Genomic DNA, 21,127 nt, shown 5'->3' with positions numbered 1-21,127 from the left:
CTGAAGATCTAGCACCACAAAAGCTATCCAGCCACCGATTGGCGGCTGTGGAGGACAGGCTTGAAAACTAGCGCTCGTGCAACGCCTCGGACCGGGCCTTGATGATCGGTTTGAGCAGGTAGCTGAGCACGGTTTTCTTGCCGGTGATGATGTCCACCGACGCCACCATCCCAGGGATGATCAGCAAGGGTTTTTCAGGCGTGCCCAGGTGGCTGCGTTCGGTGCGCAGCTTGATGATGTAGTAGGTGGTTTTCTTGTCTTCATCGGTGATGGTGTCGGCACCGATCTGTTCCAGCTTGGCTTTCATCCCGCCGTAGATGGTGTAGTCGTACGCGGTGAATTTCACCGTGGCGTCCTGGCCGGGGTGCAGGAAGGCGATGTCCTGGGGACGGATTTTCGCTTCCACCAGAATGGTGTCGTCCAGCGGCACGATTTCCACCAGGTCGCTGCCGGGCTGGATCACGCCGCCGATGGTGTTCACCAGCAATTTATTGACAATGCCGCGCACCGGCGACGTCACCAGGGTCCGGCTCACCCGGTCTTCCAGGGCCTTACCGGTGGCCTGGGCCTTGTTCAGGTCGGTGCGGGCTTCGTTGAGCTGGGTCAGGGCTTCGCTGCGGAACTTGCCGCGGGTCTCGTCGATCTTGCGCTGCACTTCCTTGATCGCCGATTCGGCGCGGGGGATCGCCAGCGTCGTGGCGTCCAGTTGTCCACGGGTCTCGACTTCGGCGCGCTTGAGCCGCAGCACTTCTACCGGCGACACCGCGCCCTGGGCCACCAGCGGCTCGGACATGTTGATTTCCTGGCGTTGCAGCGCCAGGCCGGAGCGGTACTGCGCCTGCTTGGACACGAACTCGCGCAGTTCCTGCTGGCGCTGGATCAACTGCTCCTGCAAGCCGCCGATTTCATCGTGCAGCTGCTGGCGGCGACTGATGTACAGCGACTCTTCGCTGGCCGCCTGGCCCGGCACCGCCTTGAGTACATCGGCCGGGAAGTTCAGCGGACGGTCATCGACCTCGGCGCTCAGGCGCTCGACCCGCAACAACATGGACAGCCGATCAGCCTCGGTTTCGCCGACGTTGGAGACAAACCGTGTGTCGTCCAGGCGAATCAACGACGCGCCGACGTCGACGATCTGCCCTTCCTTGACGAACAGCTCAGCGACGATGCCGCCTTCCAGGTTCTGGATTTTCTGGATCTTGGACGATGGGATCGCCTTGCCGTCGCCCTTGGTCACTTCGTCGATCTCGGCGAAGTTGGCCCACAGCATCAGGAATACAAAGAAGCCGATGATGCCCCAGATCGTCAAACGCACCACCCGGGGAGCGTCCTCGATCAGGGCTTTGTTGACCTCGGGCAGCGGTTGGCCGTGCAGCGAGTCGGAACCTTTGAAATAGCGGCCCACCCCGCCCTTTAAACCTGGCTTAAGCAACACTGATCTGCCCCTTCTTCAGCGCTTCCATGACAGCGGCTTTCGGGCCATCGGCGAGGATCTGTCCACGGTCGATCACCAGCAGGCGATCCACCAGCGACAGCAAGGATGCCCGGTGCGTCACCAACAGCACGGTCTTGTTTTCCACCACGGCGGCCAGGCGCTGCTTCAAGCGTTCTTCACCGGTGTTGTCCATGGCGCTGGTGGGTTCGTCCAGCAGCAGGATGGGCGGGTTGAGCAACAGCGCGCGGGCCAGGGCGACGTTCTGGCGCTGGCCGCCGGACAGGTTCTGCCCGCGCTCGCCGACTTGCAGTTCATAGCCTTGCGGATGCAGGCGGGCGAATTCATGCACGCCCGCCAGCTCAGCGGCCTGGAGCACCAGTTCGTCTTCGACGTAACGGGCGCCGGAGGTCAGGTTGTCCCGCAGGGTGCCGGCCAGCAGCTGGATGTCCTGGGGCACGTAGCCAATGTTGTAGCGCAGCTCGCTGACGTCGATCTGGCGGATGTCCACGCCGTCCACCAGCAAGGCACCGTCGTCAGGCTGATACAGGCCCACCAGCAATTTGGCGAGCGAGCTTTTGCCCGAGCCGCTGCGACCGATGATGCCGATTTTCTCGCCGGGCTTGATCACCAGGTTGATGTTTTTCAGCGCGGCGTTCTGCTGGTTCGGGTAGGTGAAGTTCAACTGACGGCATTCAATGGCGCCCTGCAACACCTTGCGGCTGAGGGGGCGCTCGTCGAAATTGCGCTCCTGGGGCAGCTCCATCATCTGGTCGACCGAGGTCATGGTCACCCGCGCCTGCTGATAGCGGGTCAACAGGCCCGACAGCGACGCCAGTGGGCTGAGGGCACGGCCGCTGAGCATGTAGCAGGCAACCAGCCCACCCATGCTCAGGTTGCCGGCGATGATCAGGTAAACGCCGAAGACGATCATGATCACCCCGGCCAATTGCTGGATCAGCAAGGTGATGTTCATTGCTAGCCCGGACAGCATCTTCACCCGCAATTCGAGGCGACTGAGGGTGCCGATGGTCTGTTCCCACTGGTATTGACGCTCGCTCTCGGCGTTGTTGACCTTCACCGCGTCCAGACCGGCCAGGGTCTCGATCAGACTGGACTGGCGCTCGGCGCCCAGGGCCATGGTGCGCTCCATGGTCGCCACCAGGGGCTTCTGCAACGCATAGCCGATCAGCAGGGCAATCGGGAACGCCAGCACCGGAATCCACACCAGGTGCCCGCCGATAATCGCAATGACCATGAAGATCAGCAGGGTGAACGGCAAGTCGATCAGGCTGGTGAGGGTCAGCGAAGCGAGGAAGTCCCGCAGGCTCTGGAACTCATGGATGTTCTGGGCAAAGCTGCCGACCCGCGCCGGGCGGTACTTCATGGACATGCCGACGATGCGTTCGAACAGCGTCGCCGAGATGATCAGGTCGGTTTTCTTGCCCGCCAGGTCCAGGCACAGGCTGCGCAGCATCTTGAGGATCAGGTCGAACACATAGGCGCCGGTGATACCGACAGCCAGCACCCACAGGGTCGACTCGGCCTGGTTCGGCACCACGCGGTCGTAGACGTTCATCACGAACAATGGCGCGGCCATGGCGATGATGTTGATCAGCAGGCTCGCGGCGATGGCATCGGCGTACAGCCAGCGGGACCGTTTGAGGGTATCGCGAAACCACGAACGCGCCCGGGGAATGAGCGTGCCGTGGTTGACGTCAAATTTATGCTGCGGTTGGGCGAAGAACACCTTGCCGCTGTAGTCATCGGCCAGCAGTTCGCGGCTGACGGTCACCTCACCGCCGTCGCTTTCGCTAAGCAGCAGCCGCGCCTGATCGTCACCGACCCAGCCCAGCAGCACGGCGCTGCGGCCGTCTTTGAGCAGCAACAGCGCCGGCATGGCGATGGTCGGGATCTGCTCGAGCTTGCGTTGCAGCACCCGGCCTTGCAGGCCGGCACGGGCCGCCGCGCGCGACAATAATTCGACGCTCAGCCGTTGCTTGGGCAGCGGCAGGCCAGTGGTGAGCATCGCTGCGCTGGCCGGCTTCTGATGCAGCATGCAGAGCGCCAGCAGACCGTCCAGCAGCGGGTCGTCGTGCAGCGTGCGCGGGTCATGAACTAGTTCGACTGGACTGACTTCTGATTCCACGCTCGGCACTCTGACTGATTAAAACGGGTGGTAGGACTCAATTCATCCCAGGCAATTGAACCTTGGGCTTCATGTCGTTCTGCACAACCGATGCCAACGGTGCGACCACACCCTGGCTTTTCAACAGCTGGCCCATGGTTGCCTTGATCCGGTACTGGGTGAACAGCTGCACATTCTTGATTTCCGCCAGGCGACGGGAAGCGCTGAACAGCTCGTTTTCGCTGTCGAGCAAGTCGAGCAGGGTCCGCTCGCCGAGGCTGAACTGCTTCTGGTAGGCGGTGCGCACATTGGCGCTGCGATCCACGTATTGCTGGGCGACCGGCACCTGGGCGTTAGCATTGTTCAAGGCGTTCCAGGCCAAGCCCAGCTCTTCGTTCAACTGGCGCAGCGCGTTGTTGCGGATGTCCAGGGCCTGGTTGGACAGGTACGACTTGGATTCCAGGTCGGCCTTGTTGCTGCCACCGGCATACAGGTTGAAACGCATGCGCAGCATGGCTTGCCACTCGTTGTTGTGGCCGTTCTGACCGTCCAGGTCGTTGTCGGCCGTGCGACCCAACTCGGCGTCGAAACGTGGGTAGAAGCTCGACTTGGCGGCTTCGTACTGTTGCTCGGCGGCGGCGATGTCGGCTTCGGCCGAACGCAGCACCGGGCTGTTTTCCAGCATCTGGGCACGGGCTTCGGTCAGGTTGGCCGGCAACAGCGCCAGAAAGTCGGCGGGACGCTCCAGTTGATCGGGCATTTGGCCCACGGCGCTGAGGAAGTTGGTCTCGGCGTCGGCCAGGTTGGTCTGTTCGGTGATCAGGTTGTTGCGGGCCTGGGCCATGCGCGCTTCGGCCTGGTCCAGGTCGGCGCCACTGCCCACGCCTCGGGAGGTGCGCAGCTTGATCTGGTCGAAGATGCGTTCATGACTCTTGAGGTTTTCCTCGGCCAGGCGCACGAACTCACGACGGGTCAGCACGTCCAGGTAGACCTGGGCCACCGTCAAACCGGTGCGCTCGGAGGCGTCCAGCAACGAGTAGGCACGGGCATTGACGGTGGCTTGTTGACGCCCCACTTCGCTGGACGTGGCAAAACCGTCAAAAACCATTTGTGACAGGCGCAGGCTCGATTCACTGCGGTTCAGGGTTTCCCAATGGTTGTTGCTACCCGACCGAGTGGTGACGCTGTCGGTGCCTTCACGGCCATACCCGGCTGCAAGGTCCACTCTAGGCAGGTAGCCGCCCTTGGCCGCCTTGAGTTGGTAGTCAGCCGCCAACCGGCTGTTCACTCCGGCCTGGATTTCCGGATGGACATCCAAGGCCTGTTGCATGGCTTGCGGCAAGGTTTGTGCTTGTACGAAATTTGCGGCGAGGGCGAAGGGCAAAGCCATGAACAAGTGCGGACGCATGGTGGTTTTTTCCTGAAACTCTTGTCTTGAATCACAGCGAAACGTGGCGCTGCATCGGATGATGGCAACCGGAATGACCGTATGTCGGAAAGTTCGAAACAAGAACTGGATCAAGCACCGAAAGGACAGGTCGCCGCTTAAATATCAATGTGACATTACTGAAGCGATTGTTTAGGATGGCCGACATAAGGTCAATAGTTTGGCATAAACAAATAAATCGGAATTAATCAGCCAAATTTTTGACATAGCGGAACGTCAAAACAACCTTACTTAGTTAAAGAGAACGTCCAGACCGCCGAGGCCCAGAGGCCCCCGGGTCCATGGAAGTCTACTGAACGTGGCACCCGGAGAGTCTTCAATGAGCAGTGTTATTGCCGTCGTCAAAAGCATTGTTGGTCAGGTTTTCGTCGTATCCCCAGAGGGCATCCGGCGCGTACTCATTGAAGGTGATCGCCTGAACGTAGGCGACCAGTTGGACACCGGCCCTGCCGGCGCCGTCACATTGGAACTGGCCGATGGCCGCACCCTGGACCTGGGTCGCGATACCCAGTGGAGCGCCAGTGCCCCGGACTCGTCCACCGACCTGGCCCAAGCCACTGCCCAGGCCGCGCCGTCGGTAGAAGAGCTGCAGCAAGCCATCGCCGCGGGCGCCGACCCGACGACCGCCCTGGAAGCCACCGCCGCCGGCGCCACTGCCGCGGGTACGGGTGGTGCCGCCGGTGGCGGCCACAGTTTTGTGGTGCTGGATGCCACCGCCGGCAGCGTCGACCCTACCGTCGGTTTCCCAACGGAAGGTCTCGCTGCGGCTGCCGCCACCGATAACAACATCCTGGGTGGCGATACCACGGATACGACCACCAACGCCGTGCTCAACGCGACGATGACCCTGAGCGCCACACCGACCCTGACCGAGGCCGGCGGCGTGCTGGTGTACACCGCGACAGTCACCCAGGCGCCTCAGACCGACCTGACGGTGACACTGTCCAACGGCTCGGTGATCGTCATTGCTGCCGGACAAACGACCGGCAGCGTCAACGTACCGCTGGCGCCGAACGACACCGTCTATAACGACGCCACCCAAATCAGCGTGACAGTCACTGGCACCACCGGCGGCACCGGCATCGCCGTGACCGTGCCCACCACGCCGGCCGTGACCCAGATCACCGATACCGTCGACACCACCACCGTCAGCTTGACGGCAGGTAATACCGTCAACGAAGGCGGTCAGATCACCTACACCGCCACCTTGACCAACCCGGCCCAGACCCCAGTGACCTTGACCTTGAGCAACGGCTCGGTCATCACCATCGCTGCGGGCCAGACCACAGGTACCGTCAACGTCGATACACCGACCAATGACGTCTACAACAACGGCAGCACTGTCAGCACCACGATTACCGGTGCGACGGGTGGCAACTTCGAGAACCTGGTGCCGAGCACCACGCCTGCGGTTACCACCATTACCGATTCGGTCGATACCACTGGCCTGAGCCTCTCGGCCAGCAACACCGTTACCGAAGGCGGTCAGATCACCTACACCGCGACCCTGACCAACCCAGCCCAGACGCCAGTGACCGTGACCTTGAGCAATGGCTCGGTCATCACCATTGCTGCTGGCCAGACGACCGGCACCGTTAACGTCGAGACGCCAGCCAATGACGTCTATAACAACGGCAGCACTGTCAGCACCACGATTACTGGCGCGACCGGCGGTAACTTCGAGAACCTGGTTCCGAGCACTGCGCCTGCGGTCACCACGATCACCGATTCGGCGGATACCACTGGCCTGACCTTGACGGCCAGCAACACCATCACCGAAGGCGGTTCGATTGTTTACACCGCGACGTTGACCAACCCGGCCCAGACTCCGGTGACCGTGACCTTGAGCAACGGCGCGGTGATCAACATCGCAGCCGGTGCTACCACTGGCACCGTTGCCGTAGAGACCCCGGCCAACGACGTCTACAACAACGGCAGCACTGTCAGCACCACCATCACCGGTGCGACCGGTGGCAACTTCGAGAACCTGGTACCGAGCACCGCACCAGCGGTGACTACGATTACCGATTCGGTGGACACCACTGGCCTGACCCTGTCCGCCAGCAACACCATCACTGAAGGCGGTTCGATCACCTACACCGCAACCCTGACCAATGCCGCTCAAACCCCAGTGACAGTGACCTTGAGCAATGGCTCGGTCATCACCATCGCTGCGGGCCAGACCACCGGCACCGTCAACGTTGAGACGCCAGCCAACGACGTCTACAACAACGGCAGCACCGTCAGCACCACGATTACCGGTGCAACAGGTGGCAACTTCGAGAATCTGGTGCCAAGCACCGCACCAGCGGTGACTACGATTACCGATTCGGTGGACACCACTGGCCTGACCCTGTCCGCCAGCAACACCATCACTGAAGGCGGTTCGATCACCTACACCGCAACCCTGACCAATGCCGCTCAAACCCCAGTGACAGTGACCTTGAGCAATGGCTCAGTCATCACCATCGCTGCGGGCCAAACCACCGGCACCGTCAACGTCGATACACCGGCCAATGACGTCTACAACAACGGCAGCACTGTCAGCACCACGATTACCGGTGCGACGGGTGGCAACTTCGAGAACCTGGTACCGAGCACCGCACCAGCGGTGACTACGATTACCGATTCGGTGAACACCACTGGTCTGACCTTGACGGCCAGCAACACCATCACCGAAGGCGGCCAGATTACCTACACCGCCACCTTGACCAATGCCGCTCAAACCCCAGTGACCGTGACCTTGAGCAATGGCGCGGTGATCAATATCGCCGCCGGTGCTACTACCGGCACCGTTGCCGTGGACACCCCGGACAACGACGTCTACAACAACGGCAGCACTGTCAGCACCACCATCACCGGTGCGACCGGTGGCAACTTCGAGAGCCTGGTGCCGAGCACCACGCCTGCCGTTACCACCATTACCGATTCGGTCGATACCACTGGCCTGACCCTGACGGCCAGCAACACCATCACCGAAGGCGGCCAGATTACCTACACCGCCACCTTGACCAATGCCGCTCAAACCCCAGTGACCGTGACCTTGAGCAATGGCGCGGTGATCAATATCGCCGCCGGTGCTACTACCGGCACCATTGCCGTGGACACCCCGGCCAACGACGTCTACAACAACGGCAGCACTGTCAGCACCACCATCACCGGTGCGACAGGTGGCAACTTTGAGAATCTGGTGCCGAGCACTGCGCCTGCGGTCACTACGATCACCGATTCGATAGACGCTACTACCGTGACGTTGACCGCTACGCCGACCGTAAACGAAAACGGCACGATTACCTACACCGCTACCCTGACCGGTGCCGATGGCAAACCCGTCACCGCGCAAAACGGTCCGGTCACCGTGACCTTGGAAAGCGGCAAGACCATCACTATCGCTGCCGGCGCAAGCTCGGGTGTGTTGGACGTAGCGGTAGGCAACGATGTTTACCAAGGTCCAACGACGGTTACTGAGTCGATTGCCTCGGCATCCGGTGGCAACCTTGAGGCCATTGCACCGAACACTTCGCCAGTCAGCACTGTGGTCAGCGACGTCAACGACACCACCACCGTGACGTTGACCGCGACACCAACCGTGAACGAAAACGGCACGATTACCTACACCGCCACCCTGACCGGTGCTGACGGTAAACCGGTCACTGCGCAGAACGGTCCTGTGACCGTGACGTTGGAAAGCGGCAAAACGATCACCATCGCCGCTGGCGCAAGCTCGGGCGTATTGGACGTAGCCGTCGGCAATGACGTGTACCAGGGCCCAACGACGGTGACTGAATCGATTGCCTCCGCATCGGGCGGCAACCTCGAAGCCATTGCACCGAACACTGCGCCTGTCAGCACCGTGGTCAGCGACGTCAACGACACCACCACGGTGACCTTGACCGCCACACCAACCGTGAACGAAAACGGCACCATCACCTACACCGCCACCCTGACCGGCGCCGATGGCAAACCCGTCACCGCGCAAAACGGCCCGGTCACCGTGACGCTCGACAGCGGCAAAACCATCACCATCGCCGCGGGCGCAAGCTCCGGCGTGCTCGATGTCGCTGTGGGTAACGATGTTTACCAAGGTCCAACGACGGTGACTGAGTCGATTGCTTCCGCATCCGGTGGCAACCTTGAGGCCATTGCACCGAACACTTCGCCAGTCAGCACTGTGGTCAGCGACGTCAATGACACCACCACCGTGACCTTGACCGCTACGCCGACCGTGAACGAAAACGGCACCATCACCTACACCGCGACCCTGACCGGTGCCGATGGCAAACCCGTCACTGCGCAGAACGGTCCGGTCACCGTAACTTTGGAAAGCGGCAAGACCATTACCATCGCCGCCGGCGCAAGCTCGGGTGTGCTCGATGTCGCTGTGGGTAACGACGTCTACCAAGGCCCGACCACCGTCACTGAAAGCATCAGTACCGCCACGGGCGGCAACTTGGAAGCCATCGCACCGAACACCGCTCCAGTCAGCACCATCGTCAGCGACGTCAATGACACCACTACCGTGACGTTGACTGCTACGCCGACCGTGAACGAAAACGGCACGATCACTTACACCGCCACGCTGACCGGTGCCGATGGCAAGCCCGTCACCGCGCAGAACGGTCCGGTCACCGTCACCCTCGACAGCGGCAAGACCATCACCATCGCAGCCGGCGCAAGCTCCGGCGTGCTCGATGTCGCTGTGGGTAACGATGTTTACCAAGGTCCAACGACGGTGACTGAGTCGATTGCTTCGGCATCCGGTGGCAACCTGGAAGCCATTGCACCGAACACCGCTCCAGTCAGCACCGTGGTGAGTGATGTCAACGACACGACCACCGTGACGCTGACCGCCACACCAACCGTGAACGAAAACGGCACCATCACTTACACCGCCACCTTGACCGGTGCCGACGGCAAGCCCGTCACCGCGCAAAACGGCCCGGTCACCGTCACCCTCGACAGCGGCAAAACGATCACCATCGCCGCAGGCGCAAGCTCGGGCGTCTTGGACGTAGCGGTTGGCAATGACGTTTACCAAGGTCCAACGACGGTTACTGAATCGATTGCCTCGGCATCCGGCGGCAACCTCGAAGCCATCGCGCCAAACACCGCTCCAGTCAGCACCATCGTCAGCGATGTCAATGACACCACCACGGTAACGTTGACCGCCACACCAACCGTGAACGAAAACGGCACCATCACCTACACCGCCACCCTGACCGGTGCCGACGGCAAGCCCGTCACCGCGCAGAACGGTCCGGTCACTGTCACCCTCGACAGCGGCAAAACCATCACCATCGCCGCCGGCGCAAGCTCGGGTGTGTTGGACGTAGCGGTAGGCAACGATGTTTATCAAGGCCCGACTACCGTCACCGAAAGCATCAGTACCGCCACGGGCGGTAACCTGGAAGCCATCGCGCCAAATACCGCGCCAGTCAGCACCATCGTCAGCGACGTCAATGACACCACTACCGTGACGTTGACTGCTACGCCGACCGTGAACGAAAACGGCACGATCACTTACACCGCCACGCTGACCGGTGCCGATGGCAAGCCCGTCACCGCGCAGAACGGTCCTGTGACCGTCACCCTCGACAGCGGCAAAACGATCACCATCGCTGCGGGCGCAAGCTCGGGTGTGTTGGACGTAGCGGTAGGCAACGATGTTTACCAAGGCCCAACCACCGTCACCGAAAGCATCAGTACCGCCACAGGCGGTAACCTGGAAGCCATTGCACCGAACACGGCTCCAGTCAGCACCGTGGTCAGCGATGTCAACGACACCACCACGGTGACCTTGACCGCCACGCCGACCGTGAACGAAAACGGCACGATTACCTACACCGCCACCTTGACCGGCGCCGATGGCAAACCGGTCACTGCGCAGAACGGTCCGGTGACCGTGACATTGGAAAGCGGCAAAACCATCACCATCGCTGCCGGCGCAAGCTCGGGCGTCTTGGACGTAGCCGTCGGCAACGACGTCTACCAAGGTCCGACCACCGTCACCGAGTCGATCAAAGATGCATCCGGTGGCAACCTTGAGGCCATCGCTCCGAACACCGCTCCAGTCAGCACCATCGTCAGCGACGTCAATGACACCACCACGGTAACGTTGACCGCTACGCCGACCGTGAACGAAAACGGCACGATTACCTACACCGCCACGCTGACCGGTGCCGATGGCAAGCCCGTCACTGCGCAAAACGGTCCGGTCACTGTGACGTTGGAAAGCGGCAAAACCATCACCATCGCTGCCGGCGCAAGCTCGGGCGTGTTGGATGTGGCTGTCGGCAACGACTTCTACCAAGGCCCGACCACCGTCACCGAAAGCATCAGTACCGCCACGGGCGGTAACTTGGAAGCCATCGCTCCGAACACCGCGCCGGTCAGCACCGTGGTCAGCGACGTCAACGACACCACCACCGTGACGTTGACCGCGACACCAACCGTGAACGAAAACGGCACAATCACCTACACCGCCACCCTGACCGGTGCTGACGGTAAACCTGTCACCGCGCAAAACGGTCCTGTGACCGTGACGCTGGACAGCGGCAAAACCATCACCATCGCGGCAGGCGCGAGCTCGGGTGTGCTTGATGTCGCTGTGGGCAACGATGTTTACCAAGGTCCAACGACGGTGACTGAATCGATTGCCTCCGCATCCGGCGGCAACCTCGAAGCCATCGCACCGAACACGGCTCCAGTCAACACCATCGTCAGCGACGTCAATGACACCACCACCGTGACCTTGACTGCTACGCCGACCGTGAACGAAAACGGCACGATCACTTACACCGCCACGCTGACCGGTGCCGATGGCAAGCCCGTCACCGCGCAGAACGGTCCGGTCACCGTCACCCTCGACAGCGGCAAGACCATCACCATCGCAGCCGGCGCAAGCTCCGGCGTGCTCGATGTCGCTGTGGGTAACGATGTTTACCAAGGTCCAACGACGGTGACTGAGTCGATTGCTTCCGCCTCCGGTGGCAACCTGGAAGCCATCGCACCGAACACCGCTCCGGTCAGCACCATCGTTAGCGATGTCAACGACACCACCACGGTGACCTTGACCGCCACACCAACCGTGAACGAAAACGGCACGATTACCTACACCGCCACCCTGACCGGTGCCGATGGAAAACCGGTCACTGCGCAGAACGGCCCGGTCACTGTGACCTTGGACAGCGGCAAAACCATCACCATCGCAGCGGGCGCAAGCTCGGGCGTCTTGGACGTAGCCGTCGGCAACGACGTCTACCAAGGTCCGACCACCGTCACCGAGTCGATCAAAGATGCATCCGGTGGCAACCTTGAGGCCATCGCTCCGAACACCGCTCCAGTCAGCACCATCGTCAGCGACGTCAATGACACCACCACGGTAACGTTGACCGCCACGCCGACCGTGAACGAAAACGGCACCATCACTTACACCGCCACCCTGACCGGTGCTGACGGTAAACCGGTCACCGCGCAAAATGGTCCGGTCACCGTCACCCTCGACAGTGGCAAAACCATCACCATCGCCGCGGGCGCAAGCTCCGGCGTGCTCGATGTCGCTGTGGGTAACGATGTTTACCAAGGTCCAACGACGGTGACGGAGTCGATTGCTTCGGCATCGGGCGGCAACCTCGAAGCCATCGCTCCGAACACCGCGCCGGTCAGCACCGTGGTCAGCGACGTCAACGACACCACCACCGTGACGTTGACCGCGACACCAACCGTGAACGAAAACGGCACCATCACTTACACCGCCACCCTGACCGGTGCCGATGGTAAGCCCGTCACCGCGCAGAACGGTCCTGTGACCGTGACGTTGGAAAGCGGCAAGACCATTACCATCGCAGCGGGCGCAAGCTCGGGTGTGTTGGACGTGGCGGTAGGCAACGACGTCTACCAAGGTCCAACGACGGTGACGGAGTCGATTGCCTCCGCATCGGGCGGCAACCTCGAAGCCATCGCTCCGAACACGGCTCCAGTCAGCACCGTCGTCAGCGATGTCAATGACACCACCACCGTGACATTGACCGCCACACCAACCGTGAACGAAAACGGCACCATCACCTACACCGCCACCCTGACCGGTGCCGATGGCAAACCCGTCACCGCACAAAACGGCCCGGTCACCGTGACGTTGGAAAGCGGTAAGACGATCACCATCGCCGCTGGCGCAAGCTCAGGCGTATTGGACGTAGCGGTTGGCAACGACGTCTACCAAGGCCCGACGACGGTAACTGAATCGATTGCTTCCGCATCCGGCGGCAACCTCGAAGCCATCGCTCCGAACACCGCGCCTGTCAGCACCGTGGTGAGTGATGTCAACGACACCACTACCGTGACGTTGACTGCTACGCCGACCGTGAACGAAAACGGCACCATCACTTACACCGCCACTCTGACCGGTGCCGACGGCAAGCCCGTCACCGCGCAGAACGGTCCGGTCACTGTGACCTTGGAAAGCGGCAAGACCATCACCATCGCCGCGGGCGCAAGCTCGGGCGTCTTGGATGTGGCTGTCGGCAACGATGTTTACCAAGGTCCAACGACGGTGACTGAGTCGATTGCTTCCGCCTCCGGTGGCAACCTGGAAGCCATCGCACCGAACACCGCTCCGGTCAGCACCATCGTTAGCGATGTCAACGACACCACCACGGTGACGCTGACCGCCACACCAACCGTGAACGAAAACGGCACCATCACCTACACCGCCACATTGACCGGTGCCGACGGCAAACCTGTCACCGCGCAAAACGGCCCGGTCACTGTGACCTTGGAAAGCGGCAAGACCATTACCATCGCAGCCGGCGCAAGCTCGGGTGTATTGGACGTAGCCGTCAGCAACGACGTCTATCAAGGCCCAACCACCGTCACCGAGTCGATCAAAGATGCATCCGGTGGCAACCTTGAGGCCATCGCTCCGAACACCGCTCCAGTCAGCACTGTGGTCAGTGACGTCAACGACACCACCACGGTGACATTGACCGCCACACCAACCGTGAACGAAAACGGCACGATCACTTACACCGCCACGCTGACCGGTGCCGATGGCAAGCCCGTCACTGCGCAGAACGGTCCTGTGACCGTGACGCTCGACAGCGGCAAGACCATTACCATCGCAGCGGGCGCAAGCTCGGGCGTGCTGGATGTAGCCGTTGGCAACGACGTCTACCAGGGCCCAACCACCGTCACCGAAAGCATCAGTACCGCCACGGGCGGTAACCTGGAAGCCATCGCACCGAACACCGCTCCAGTCAGCACCATCGTCAGCGACGTCAATGACACCACCACCGTGACCTTGACTGCTACACCGACCGTGAACGAAAACGGCACCATCACTTACACCGCCACCCTGACCGGTGCCGACGGCAAACCCGTCACCGCGCAAAATGGTCCAGTGACCGTTACTCTCGACAGCGGTAAGACGATCACCATCGCCGCTGGTGCCAGCTCGGGAGTGTTGGACGTAGCAGTTGGCAATGACGTTTACCAAGGTCCAACGACGGTTACTGAATCGATTGCCTCGGCATCCGGCGGCAACCTCGAAGCCATCGCTCCGAACACCGCGCCTGTCAGCACTGTGGTCAGTGACGTCAACGACACCACCACGGTGACCTTGACCGCCACACCAACCGTGAATGAAAACGGCACCATCACCTACACCGCCACCCTGACCGGTGCCGATGGCAAGCCCGTCACCGCGCAGAACGGTCCTGTGACCGTGACGTTGGACAGCGGCAAAACCATCACCATCGCAGCGGGCGCGAGTTCGGGTGTGTTGGACGTAGCGGTTGGCAATGATGTTTATCAAGGCCCGACTACCGTCACCGAAAGCATCAGTACCGCCACGGGCGGTAACCTGGAAGCCATCGCGCCAAACACCGCTCCAGTCAGCACCATCGTCAGCGACGTCAACGACACCACCACGGTGACCTTGACCGCCACACCAACCGTGAACGAAAACGGCACCATCACCTACACCGCCACCCTGACCGGCGCCGACGGCAAACCCGTCACCGCACAAAACGGCCCGGTCACTGTGACCTTGGAAAGCGGCAAAACCATCACCATCGCTGCCGGCGCAAGCTCGGGCGTCTTGGACGTAGCCGTCGGCAACGACGTCTATCAAGGCCCGACCACCGTCACCGAGTCGATCAAAGATGCATCCGGTGGCAACCTCGAAGCCATCGCACCAAACACCGCGCCTGTCAGCACTGTGGTCAGCGACGTCAACGACACCACCACGGTGACCTTGACCGCCACACCAACCGTGAACGAAAACGGCACCATCACCTACACCGCCACCCTGACCGGCGCCGACGGCAAACCCGTCACCGCACAAAACGGTCCGGTCACTGTGACCTTGGAAAGCGGCAAAACCATCACCATCGCCGCCGGCGCAAGCTCGGGCGTATTGGATGTGGCTGCTGGCAACGATGTCTACACCGGTGCTCCGTCCATCACCGAAACGATCAAATCGGCTTCCGGCGGCAACCTCGAAGCCATCGCTGTCGACAAGACCGGCGCGTCAACGGCGGTGGGCGATACCGTCGACAACACCACCGTCAGCATCAGCGGCAGCACGTCCGTCACCGAAGGCCAGACCGCGACGTACACCGTCAGCCTGACCAACCCGGCGCAGACGGAAGTGACCGTCAAGATCGTCTACAGCGGCACCGCCGCCGACGGCACGGACTTCACCGGTGTCTACACCGTGAAGATCCCGGCCAACGCCACCAGCGCTACCTTCAACGTGGCGACGCTGGACGACAAGATCACCGAAGGCACCGAAAACTTCGTGGTCAAGATCGACTCGGCCACCGGGGGCAGTTTCGAACACCTGGGCGTCAGCGGCACCAACGGCAGCGTCAGCACCTCGATCATCGACAACGATGCGCCGCCGGTACTCGACCTGGACGCCAACAACTCCAGCGGCAAGACGGGTGCCGATTACCAGGTGACCTTCACCGAAGGCACCACTGGCCCGGGCGTGTCCATCGCCGACACCGACCTGAAGATCACCGACCCGGACAGCACCATGCTGACCGGCGCCACCATCGTGCTGACCAACCGTCAGCCTGGCGATGCGCTGAACCTGGGCAACAGCGTCAACGGCATCAGCATCAACGCCAACAGCACCGACGGCAAGGTCGTGCTGACGCTGTCGGGCAATGCGACGCTGGCCGACTACATGCAGCAGATCAAGAACATCAGCTTCATCAACAACAGCGAAGATCCGAGCACCGTACCGCGCATCATCACCGTGACGGTGACCGACGGCAGCAACTACTCGAACACCGCTACCACTACCGTGAACGTGGTCGGGGTTAACGACGCACCAGTAGCCACCGGTGGCGCGGTGACCGGTACCGAAGACACTTCGCTGGTGCTCGGCTGGTCGACGTTCGGTATCAGTGACGTGGACAGCGCCGCCGCCAGCCAGGGTGTGAAAATCACCGGGCTGCCGGGTGACGGCAAGCTGCAGTACCTGGACGGCGCAACCTGGAAGGACGTGGCCAACAACCAGACGTTCACCAAGGCCGACATCGACGCCGGCAAACTGCGCTTTACCCCCGATGCCAACGAATCCGGCGCCAATGGCAACCCGACCGGCGTGGGCGATCAAAAGGCCGATTACGCGCAAATCAGCTTCCAACCAACCGACGGCCAGGCGCTGGGCAACACCAGCACCGTGAAGATCGATATCACGCCGGTCGCCGACGCACCGAGCCTCAACGTGGCTGGCAACAGCGTGACCTCCACCGGTCTGATCAAGGAAGTCTGGACCGGCCTGTCGGGCCTGGGCACCGATGGCAGCGGCGCACCGTCCGGCACGCTCAAGTCGGTGATCGATGCCGCCGGCACACCAAACAGCAGCACCAACGTGACCAACGTGCAGTCCGACAGCAACGTCAACCCGGGCACCGCGTCGAAAACCTCGGGCCTGATCTTCCTCGAAGCCGGCAAGACCTACACCTTCAGCGGCACGGGCGATGACAGCCTGCTGGTGACCATTGGCGGCAAGGATGTGGCGGGCATTACCTGGGGCGCGGGCGGCAAGCTGAACGGTTCGTTCACGCCGACCACCAGCGGCTACTACACCCTGGACATCTACCACCACAACCAGACCGGCCCGGGCAGCTACGACGTGAACCTATCGGTCAACGGCAGCACACCCGTGGACCTGAGCAGTGCCGGCGTGCCGCTCTACACCGGCGTGACCGACCTGGCGAACGCTGGCGTGACCGTCTCCGACCTGCACGGCAGCAACGGCGAAGGCTACTACGACGGCTTCAAGCTCAACGAAGGCGCCGAAGGCACCAGCGTGCACCTGTCGAAGATCACCACCGCCCTGACCGACACCGACGGCTCCGAAAGCCTGAGCGTGAAGATCGGCGGCATTCCGGAAGGCAGCGTGCTGAGTGACGGCGCGGGCCATACCGCGACCGTGGGCAGCAACGGCGAGGCCTCGGTCACCGGCTGGAACCTGGGCAGCCTGACCCTGACGCCACCGACCTACTACAACGGCCAGTTCAACCTGACCGTGACGTCGACCTCTACCGAAGCCCTCGGCGGCTCGGCGGTCAGTACGGCGCAGATCCCGGTCACCGTCTACCCGGCGACCTACAACGCGGTCACCGCCACGTCTGGCAGCGACAACGTCACCGGCACCGACGGCAACGACATCGTGGTCGCCGACATCGGCGGGCTGACCGTGGTGCCGGGGGTCAACTACAACATCGCCTTCATGGTCGACAGCTCTGGCAGCATGAGCGACTCGTCCATCGCAGCGGCCAAGGCCTCGCTGACTTCGGTGTTCAACACCCTCAAGCAAAGCTTGGGCAGCAACTCCGGCACGGTGAACATCTTCCTGGCGGACTTCGACAGCCAGGTGAACAACACGGTCTCGGTCAACCTCAACAACCCGAACGCCTTGACCCTGCTCAAGGGCGTACTCGACTCGATGGTGTCCGGCGGCGGTACCAACTATGAAGACGTGTTCAAGACCACGGCGAACTTCTTCAAGAGCACCGACGCCCTGAACAATACCGGGGCGAAGAACCTGACGTATTTCATTACCGACGGCAAGCCGACTTACTACCAGACCGGCGAACAGACCAATCCGACGCTTTACGGCACCGTCAAGCTCGATGATGTCTTGAGCGCAGCCAATTACAGCGTCGGCAAGTACTACACCCAGACGATCGACAGCACACACAAGTACACCATCTACGAAAACGGCGAGATGTACCTGTCGACCAAAAGCGGCAAGAAATGGACCGACAGTTATGTGGGCACGGTGCATGCCGAGGGCAATGGCACCTTTGAACTGTCGAACCAGGGCGGCACCGGCTATGGCGACTACTGGAACTATGTCGATTCAGCAGCGGGCTCGACCGACAGCTTCACGCTGCTCAAAGGCTTGAGCAGCGTGGAAGCCATTGGCCTGAACAGTGATGTGACCCTGAACGACCTCAAGCCTTACGATTCGGACTCGACACCACAGACCAACATCGACCCGAACAACCTGGCCAACTCGATCATCGGCCACACCGAAGCGACCCTGCCGGGCGCCGATACGGTCAACGGTGGCGACGGCAATGACATCCTGTTCGGCGACCTGGTGAGCTTCAACGGCGTTGCCGGCGAGGGCTATCAGGCCATCCAGGCTTTCGTCGCCCAGCAGAACGGCGTGGACGTCAGCAAGGTCACCACCAGCAACGTGCACCAGTACATCACCGAGCACTACACCGCGTTCGATGTGTCCGGTGCCCACGATGGCAACGACACCCTGCTGGGCGGCGCCGGCAACGACATCATTTTCGGCCAGGGCGGCAACGACACGCTCAACGGTGGCAAGGGCAATGACATCCTGCTGGGTGGCACGGGCAACGACACACTGATCGGCGGCCAGGGCAATGACACCCTGATCGGCGGCCTGGGGGGCGATACCTTTGTCTGGAAGTCCGGCGACACCGGCACCGACGTGATCAAGAACTTCAACGCCGGCGAAGGCGACCGGATCGACCTGCGGGATCTGTTGCAGGGCGAAACCGGCAGCACCATCGACCACTTCCTGAAGATCAGCACGGTCGATGGCGTGTCGTCGCTGCAGGTCAGTACCTCTGGCCAGTTCAATGGGGCCAACGGTGCCGCGGCGGCGCCGGACGTGACGATCAAGCTCGAAGGCAACAACTGGTCGAACGTGAACCTGAACTCGTTGATCGCCGGCAGTGACCCGACCATCAAGGTCGATCACAACAACAGCTGAACCTGACACAAAACCCGTGGCGAGGGAGCAAGCTCCCTCGCCACGGGATAAGTGTTCATACTCCCCCACAGTTGGCCTATGCTGCCCAGCATGACGCCGCTTCATACATGAGGGATGCCCGATGTTTTATGTGCAACGCGATGCACAAGGCCTGCTGGTGCGCGTAGAAGCCACCGCTTATGCCGAAGCCACCGAGACCTTGCCGGCCGACAGCCACGAGATCCAGGACTGGTTCGCCAACCAGGCGGTGGAAAACAGCCTCAAGCAGCTCAAGCAGAGCGACCTGGAAATGATCCGGGTACTCGATGACTTGATCCAGGTGCTGACCAGCAAAGGCGTCATCCGCGTCACCGACCTGCCTGCTGCGGCCCAGGCCAAGCTGATGGACCGCACCCAGGCCCGGGAAGCACTGGGCGGGTTGAGCCGGTTGATCGATGATGATGAGAAGGGGTTGATCTAGCCTCAAATGACACAACCCGATCCCTGTGGCGAGGGAGCTTGCTCCCGCTCGGCTGCGCAGCAGTCGCAAAACGAGGTAACGCGGTCTGCCTGAAGAGCTGCTGGGGGCCTGCTTCGCAGGCCAGCGGGAGCAAGCTCCCTCGCCACAGGGGGTCGTGTTGTCTGGGCTGACGCTATCGCGAGCAAGCTCCCACAGTTGATCGGTGTTGATCTCGATATTTCGGCTCGACACAAATCCAGTGTGGGAGCGAGCTTGCTCGCGATGACAGTCCTCAATTCACCGCAGGCCTGTCAGCCCGTTGCTTGAACCTCCAGCCGATCCATCGCCCGCTCCACCAACAACTGCACCCCATCGGCCATCCGGCTGATCGCCAGGATCACGCTGCGGCGTGAGCCGTCGACGTCATCAGCCAGGTCGGCGGCGATGGCGCTGATGGACAGCAAGTCTTCGGAGGCATTGGCCAGGAGGGTTTCGGTGTCGATGTCTGGGGCTACGATGAAGAGCTGGGCGGTTGGGGCTTTTCCCGAGGCTTCATCGGTAGGTTTTGGATTGAGGTAGTAGTCGAGGGCGCGCTGGGCAGCTTCGTCGAGTGTGTTGGGACTGTGTGAAGTGTGTTTCGTTTCCGCTGTTGTCATTGGAGAACTCCTAAACGACTAGTAAGGAGCCTTTGCTACACAGCGAGTCCAAATGAGATCGCTGAATGGCATGGGCCGTTTCGCCCTAAACAGATATTTCGGACTTGCACGTCCGTGTCACCGTTTTTTCGGTGACAAACCCAGACTAGCCACGAGTCCGGTGCCGGACAAGTTCACCAAATTCGCTACAACTTGAAGGAAATCTCCTAGGACCTTGCTTTTGGAGGGGGTGTATATCCGTTTCTGCGGTAACGGCTACTGGCGGTTCCGCCCTTACGGCGGCTCACTTTTGAGAAGCGCAAAAGTAAGCAAAACGCTCTTGCCCCACCACTCGGTGCCTCGCTAGAGCTCGGCATGCCCTCACTCCGGCATTGCTCCGTGGGCCGCCGCGAAGGGCCATCCATGGCCCAGCGCGGCTACCTCGGCATCCATGCCGAGGTGCCCACTACGCAATGCCTGCGTTCGGCCAGCGTGGTTTAACGGGGCGCCCAAGATCAAAAGCCAAAGCAAGAGCAAGAGCAAGAGCAAGAGCAAGAGCAAGAGCAAGAGCAAGAGCAAGAGCAAGAGCAAGAGCAAGAGCAAGAGCAAGAGCAAGAGCGGGGCACATCCCGGCATTTTATTTAGCTGACCCGCCGTCTTCGCGAGCAAGCCCGCTCCCACATAGGTTTTTGGTCCTTTACAAGATCAGCGTCCACCGCCGAGCCCTGTGGGAGCCGAGCTTGCTCGCGATGGCGGTGGGTCTGCTTGCATCAATGC

General features: G+C 61.4%; 7 protein-coding genes. 3 read left to right on the top strand and 4 right to left on the bottom strand.

The window, feature by feature from the left end; genetic code table 11:
• Positions 1-67: 67 nt before the first annotated feature.
• The 3 genes from IB266_RS18155 to IB266_RS18145 are packed head-to-tail and all read right to left on the bottom strand — an operon-like array spanning position 68 to position 4,968.
• Positions 68-1,435 (bottom strand): HlyD family type I secretion periplasmic adaptor subunit, encoded by a 1,368-nt coding sequence (locus tag IB266_RS18155; RefSeq protein WP_060739741.1) that lies wholly within the window; start codon positions 1,433-1,435, stop codon positions 68-70.
• Entirely contained in the window at positions 1,425-3,581 is a 2,157-nt protein-coding gene (locus tag IB266_RS18150) for a type I secretion system permease/ATPase (protein WP_092169421.1), read from the bottom strand. The genes IB266_RS18155 and IB266_RS18150 overlap by 11 nt, the downstream gene beginning before the upstream one ends.
• A 37-nt stretch (positions 3,582-3,618) precedes the next feature.
• On the bottom strand, positions 3,619-4,968 hold the full coding sequence (locus IB266_RS18145) for a TolC family outer membrane protein (RefSeq protein ID WP_192261992.1): 1,350 nt from the start codon (positions 4,966-4,968) through the stop codon (positions 3,619-3,621).
• A gap of 358 nt (positions 4,969-5,326) precedes the next feature.
• Here IB266_RS18145 and IB266_RS18140 point away from each other — a divergent pair, with 358 nt between their 5' ends.
• The gene (locus IB266_RS18140) at positions 5,327-19,276 is read left to right on the top strand and encodes a LapA family giant adhesin (RefSeq protein WP_192261991.1); all 13,950 of its coding nucleotides are present in this window, start codon (positions 5,327-5,329) and stop codon (positions 19,274-19,276) included.
• A gap of 121 nt (positions 19,277-19,397) precedes the next feature.
• Positions 19,398-19,736, top strand: coding sequence for a hypothetical protein (locus IB266_RS18135; protein WP_060739744.1), 339 nt, complete (start codon positions 19,398-19,400; stop codon positions 19,734-19,736).
• 290 nt (positions 19,737-20,026) lie between these two features.
• Here the strand turns inward: IB266_RS18135 and IB266_RS18130 are convergent, their stop codons facing one another.
• Complete coding sequence (locus IB266_RS18130; protein ID WP_192261990.1) at positions 20,027-20,371, bottom strand: DUF6124 family protein; 345 nt, start codon at positions 20,369-20,371, stop codon at positions 20,027-20,029.
• Positions 20,372-20,725: 354 nt separating this feature from the next.
• Here IB266_RS18130 and IB266_RS30890 point away from each other — a divergent pair, with 354 nt between their 5' ends.
• Positions 20,726-20,851 carry a hypothetical protein gene (locus tag IB266_RS30890; RefSeq protein WP_263864934.1) on the top strand — a complete coding sequence of 42 codons (126 nt, stop codon included), beginning with the start codon at positions 20,726-20,728 and terminating at the stop codon, positions 20,849-20,851.
• Positions 20,852-21,127: the final 276 nt, after the last annotated feature.

Origin of the sequence: Pseudomonas sp. Pdm06 (genome assembly GCF_014851795.1) — a bacterium.
GTDB lineage: Bacteria > Pseudomonadota > Gammaproteobacteria > Pseudomonadales > Pseudomonadaceae > Aquipseudomonas > Aquipseudomonas fluorescens_AA.
The sequence above is the reverse complement of the archived record's forward strand: the minus strand, read 5'-3'. Positions and strand labels throughout refer to the sequence as shown.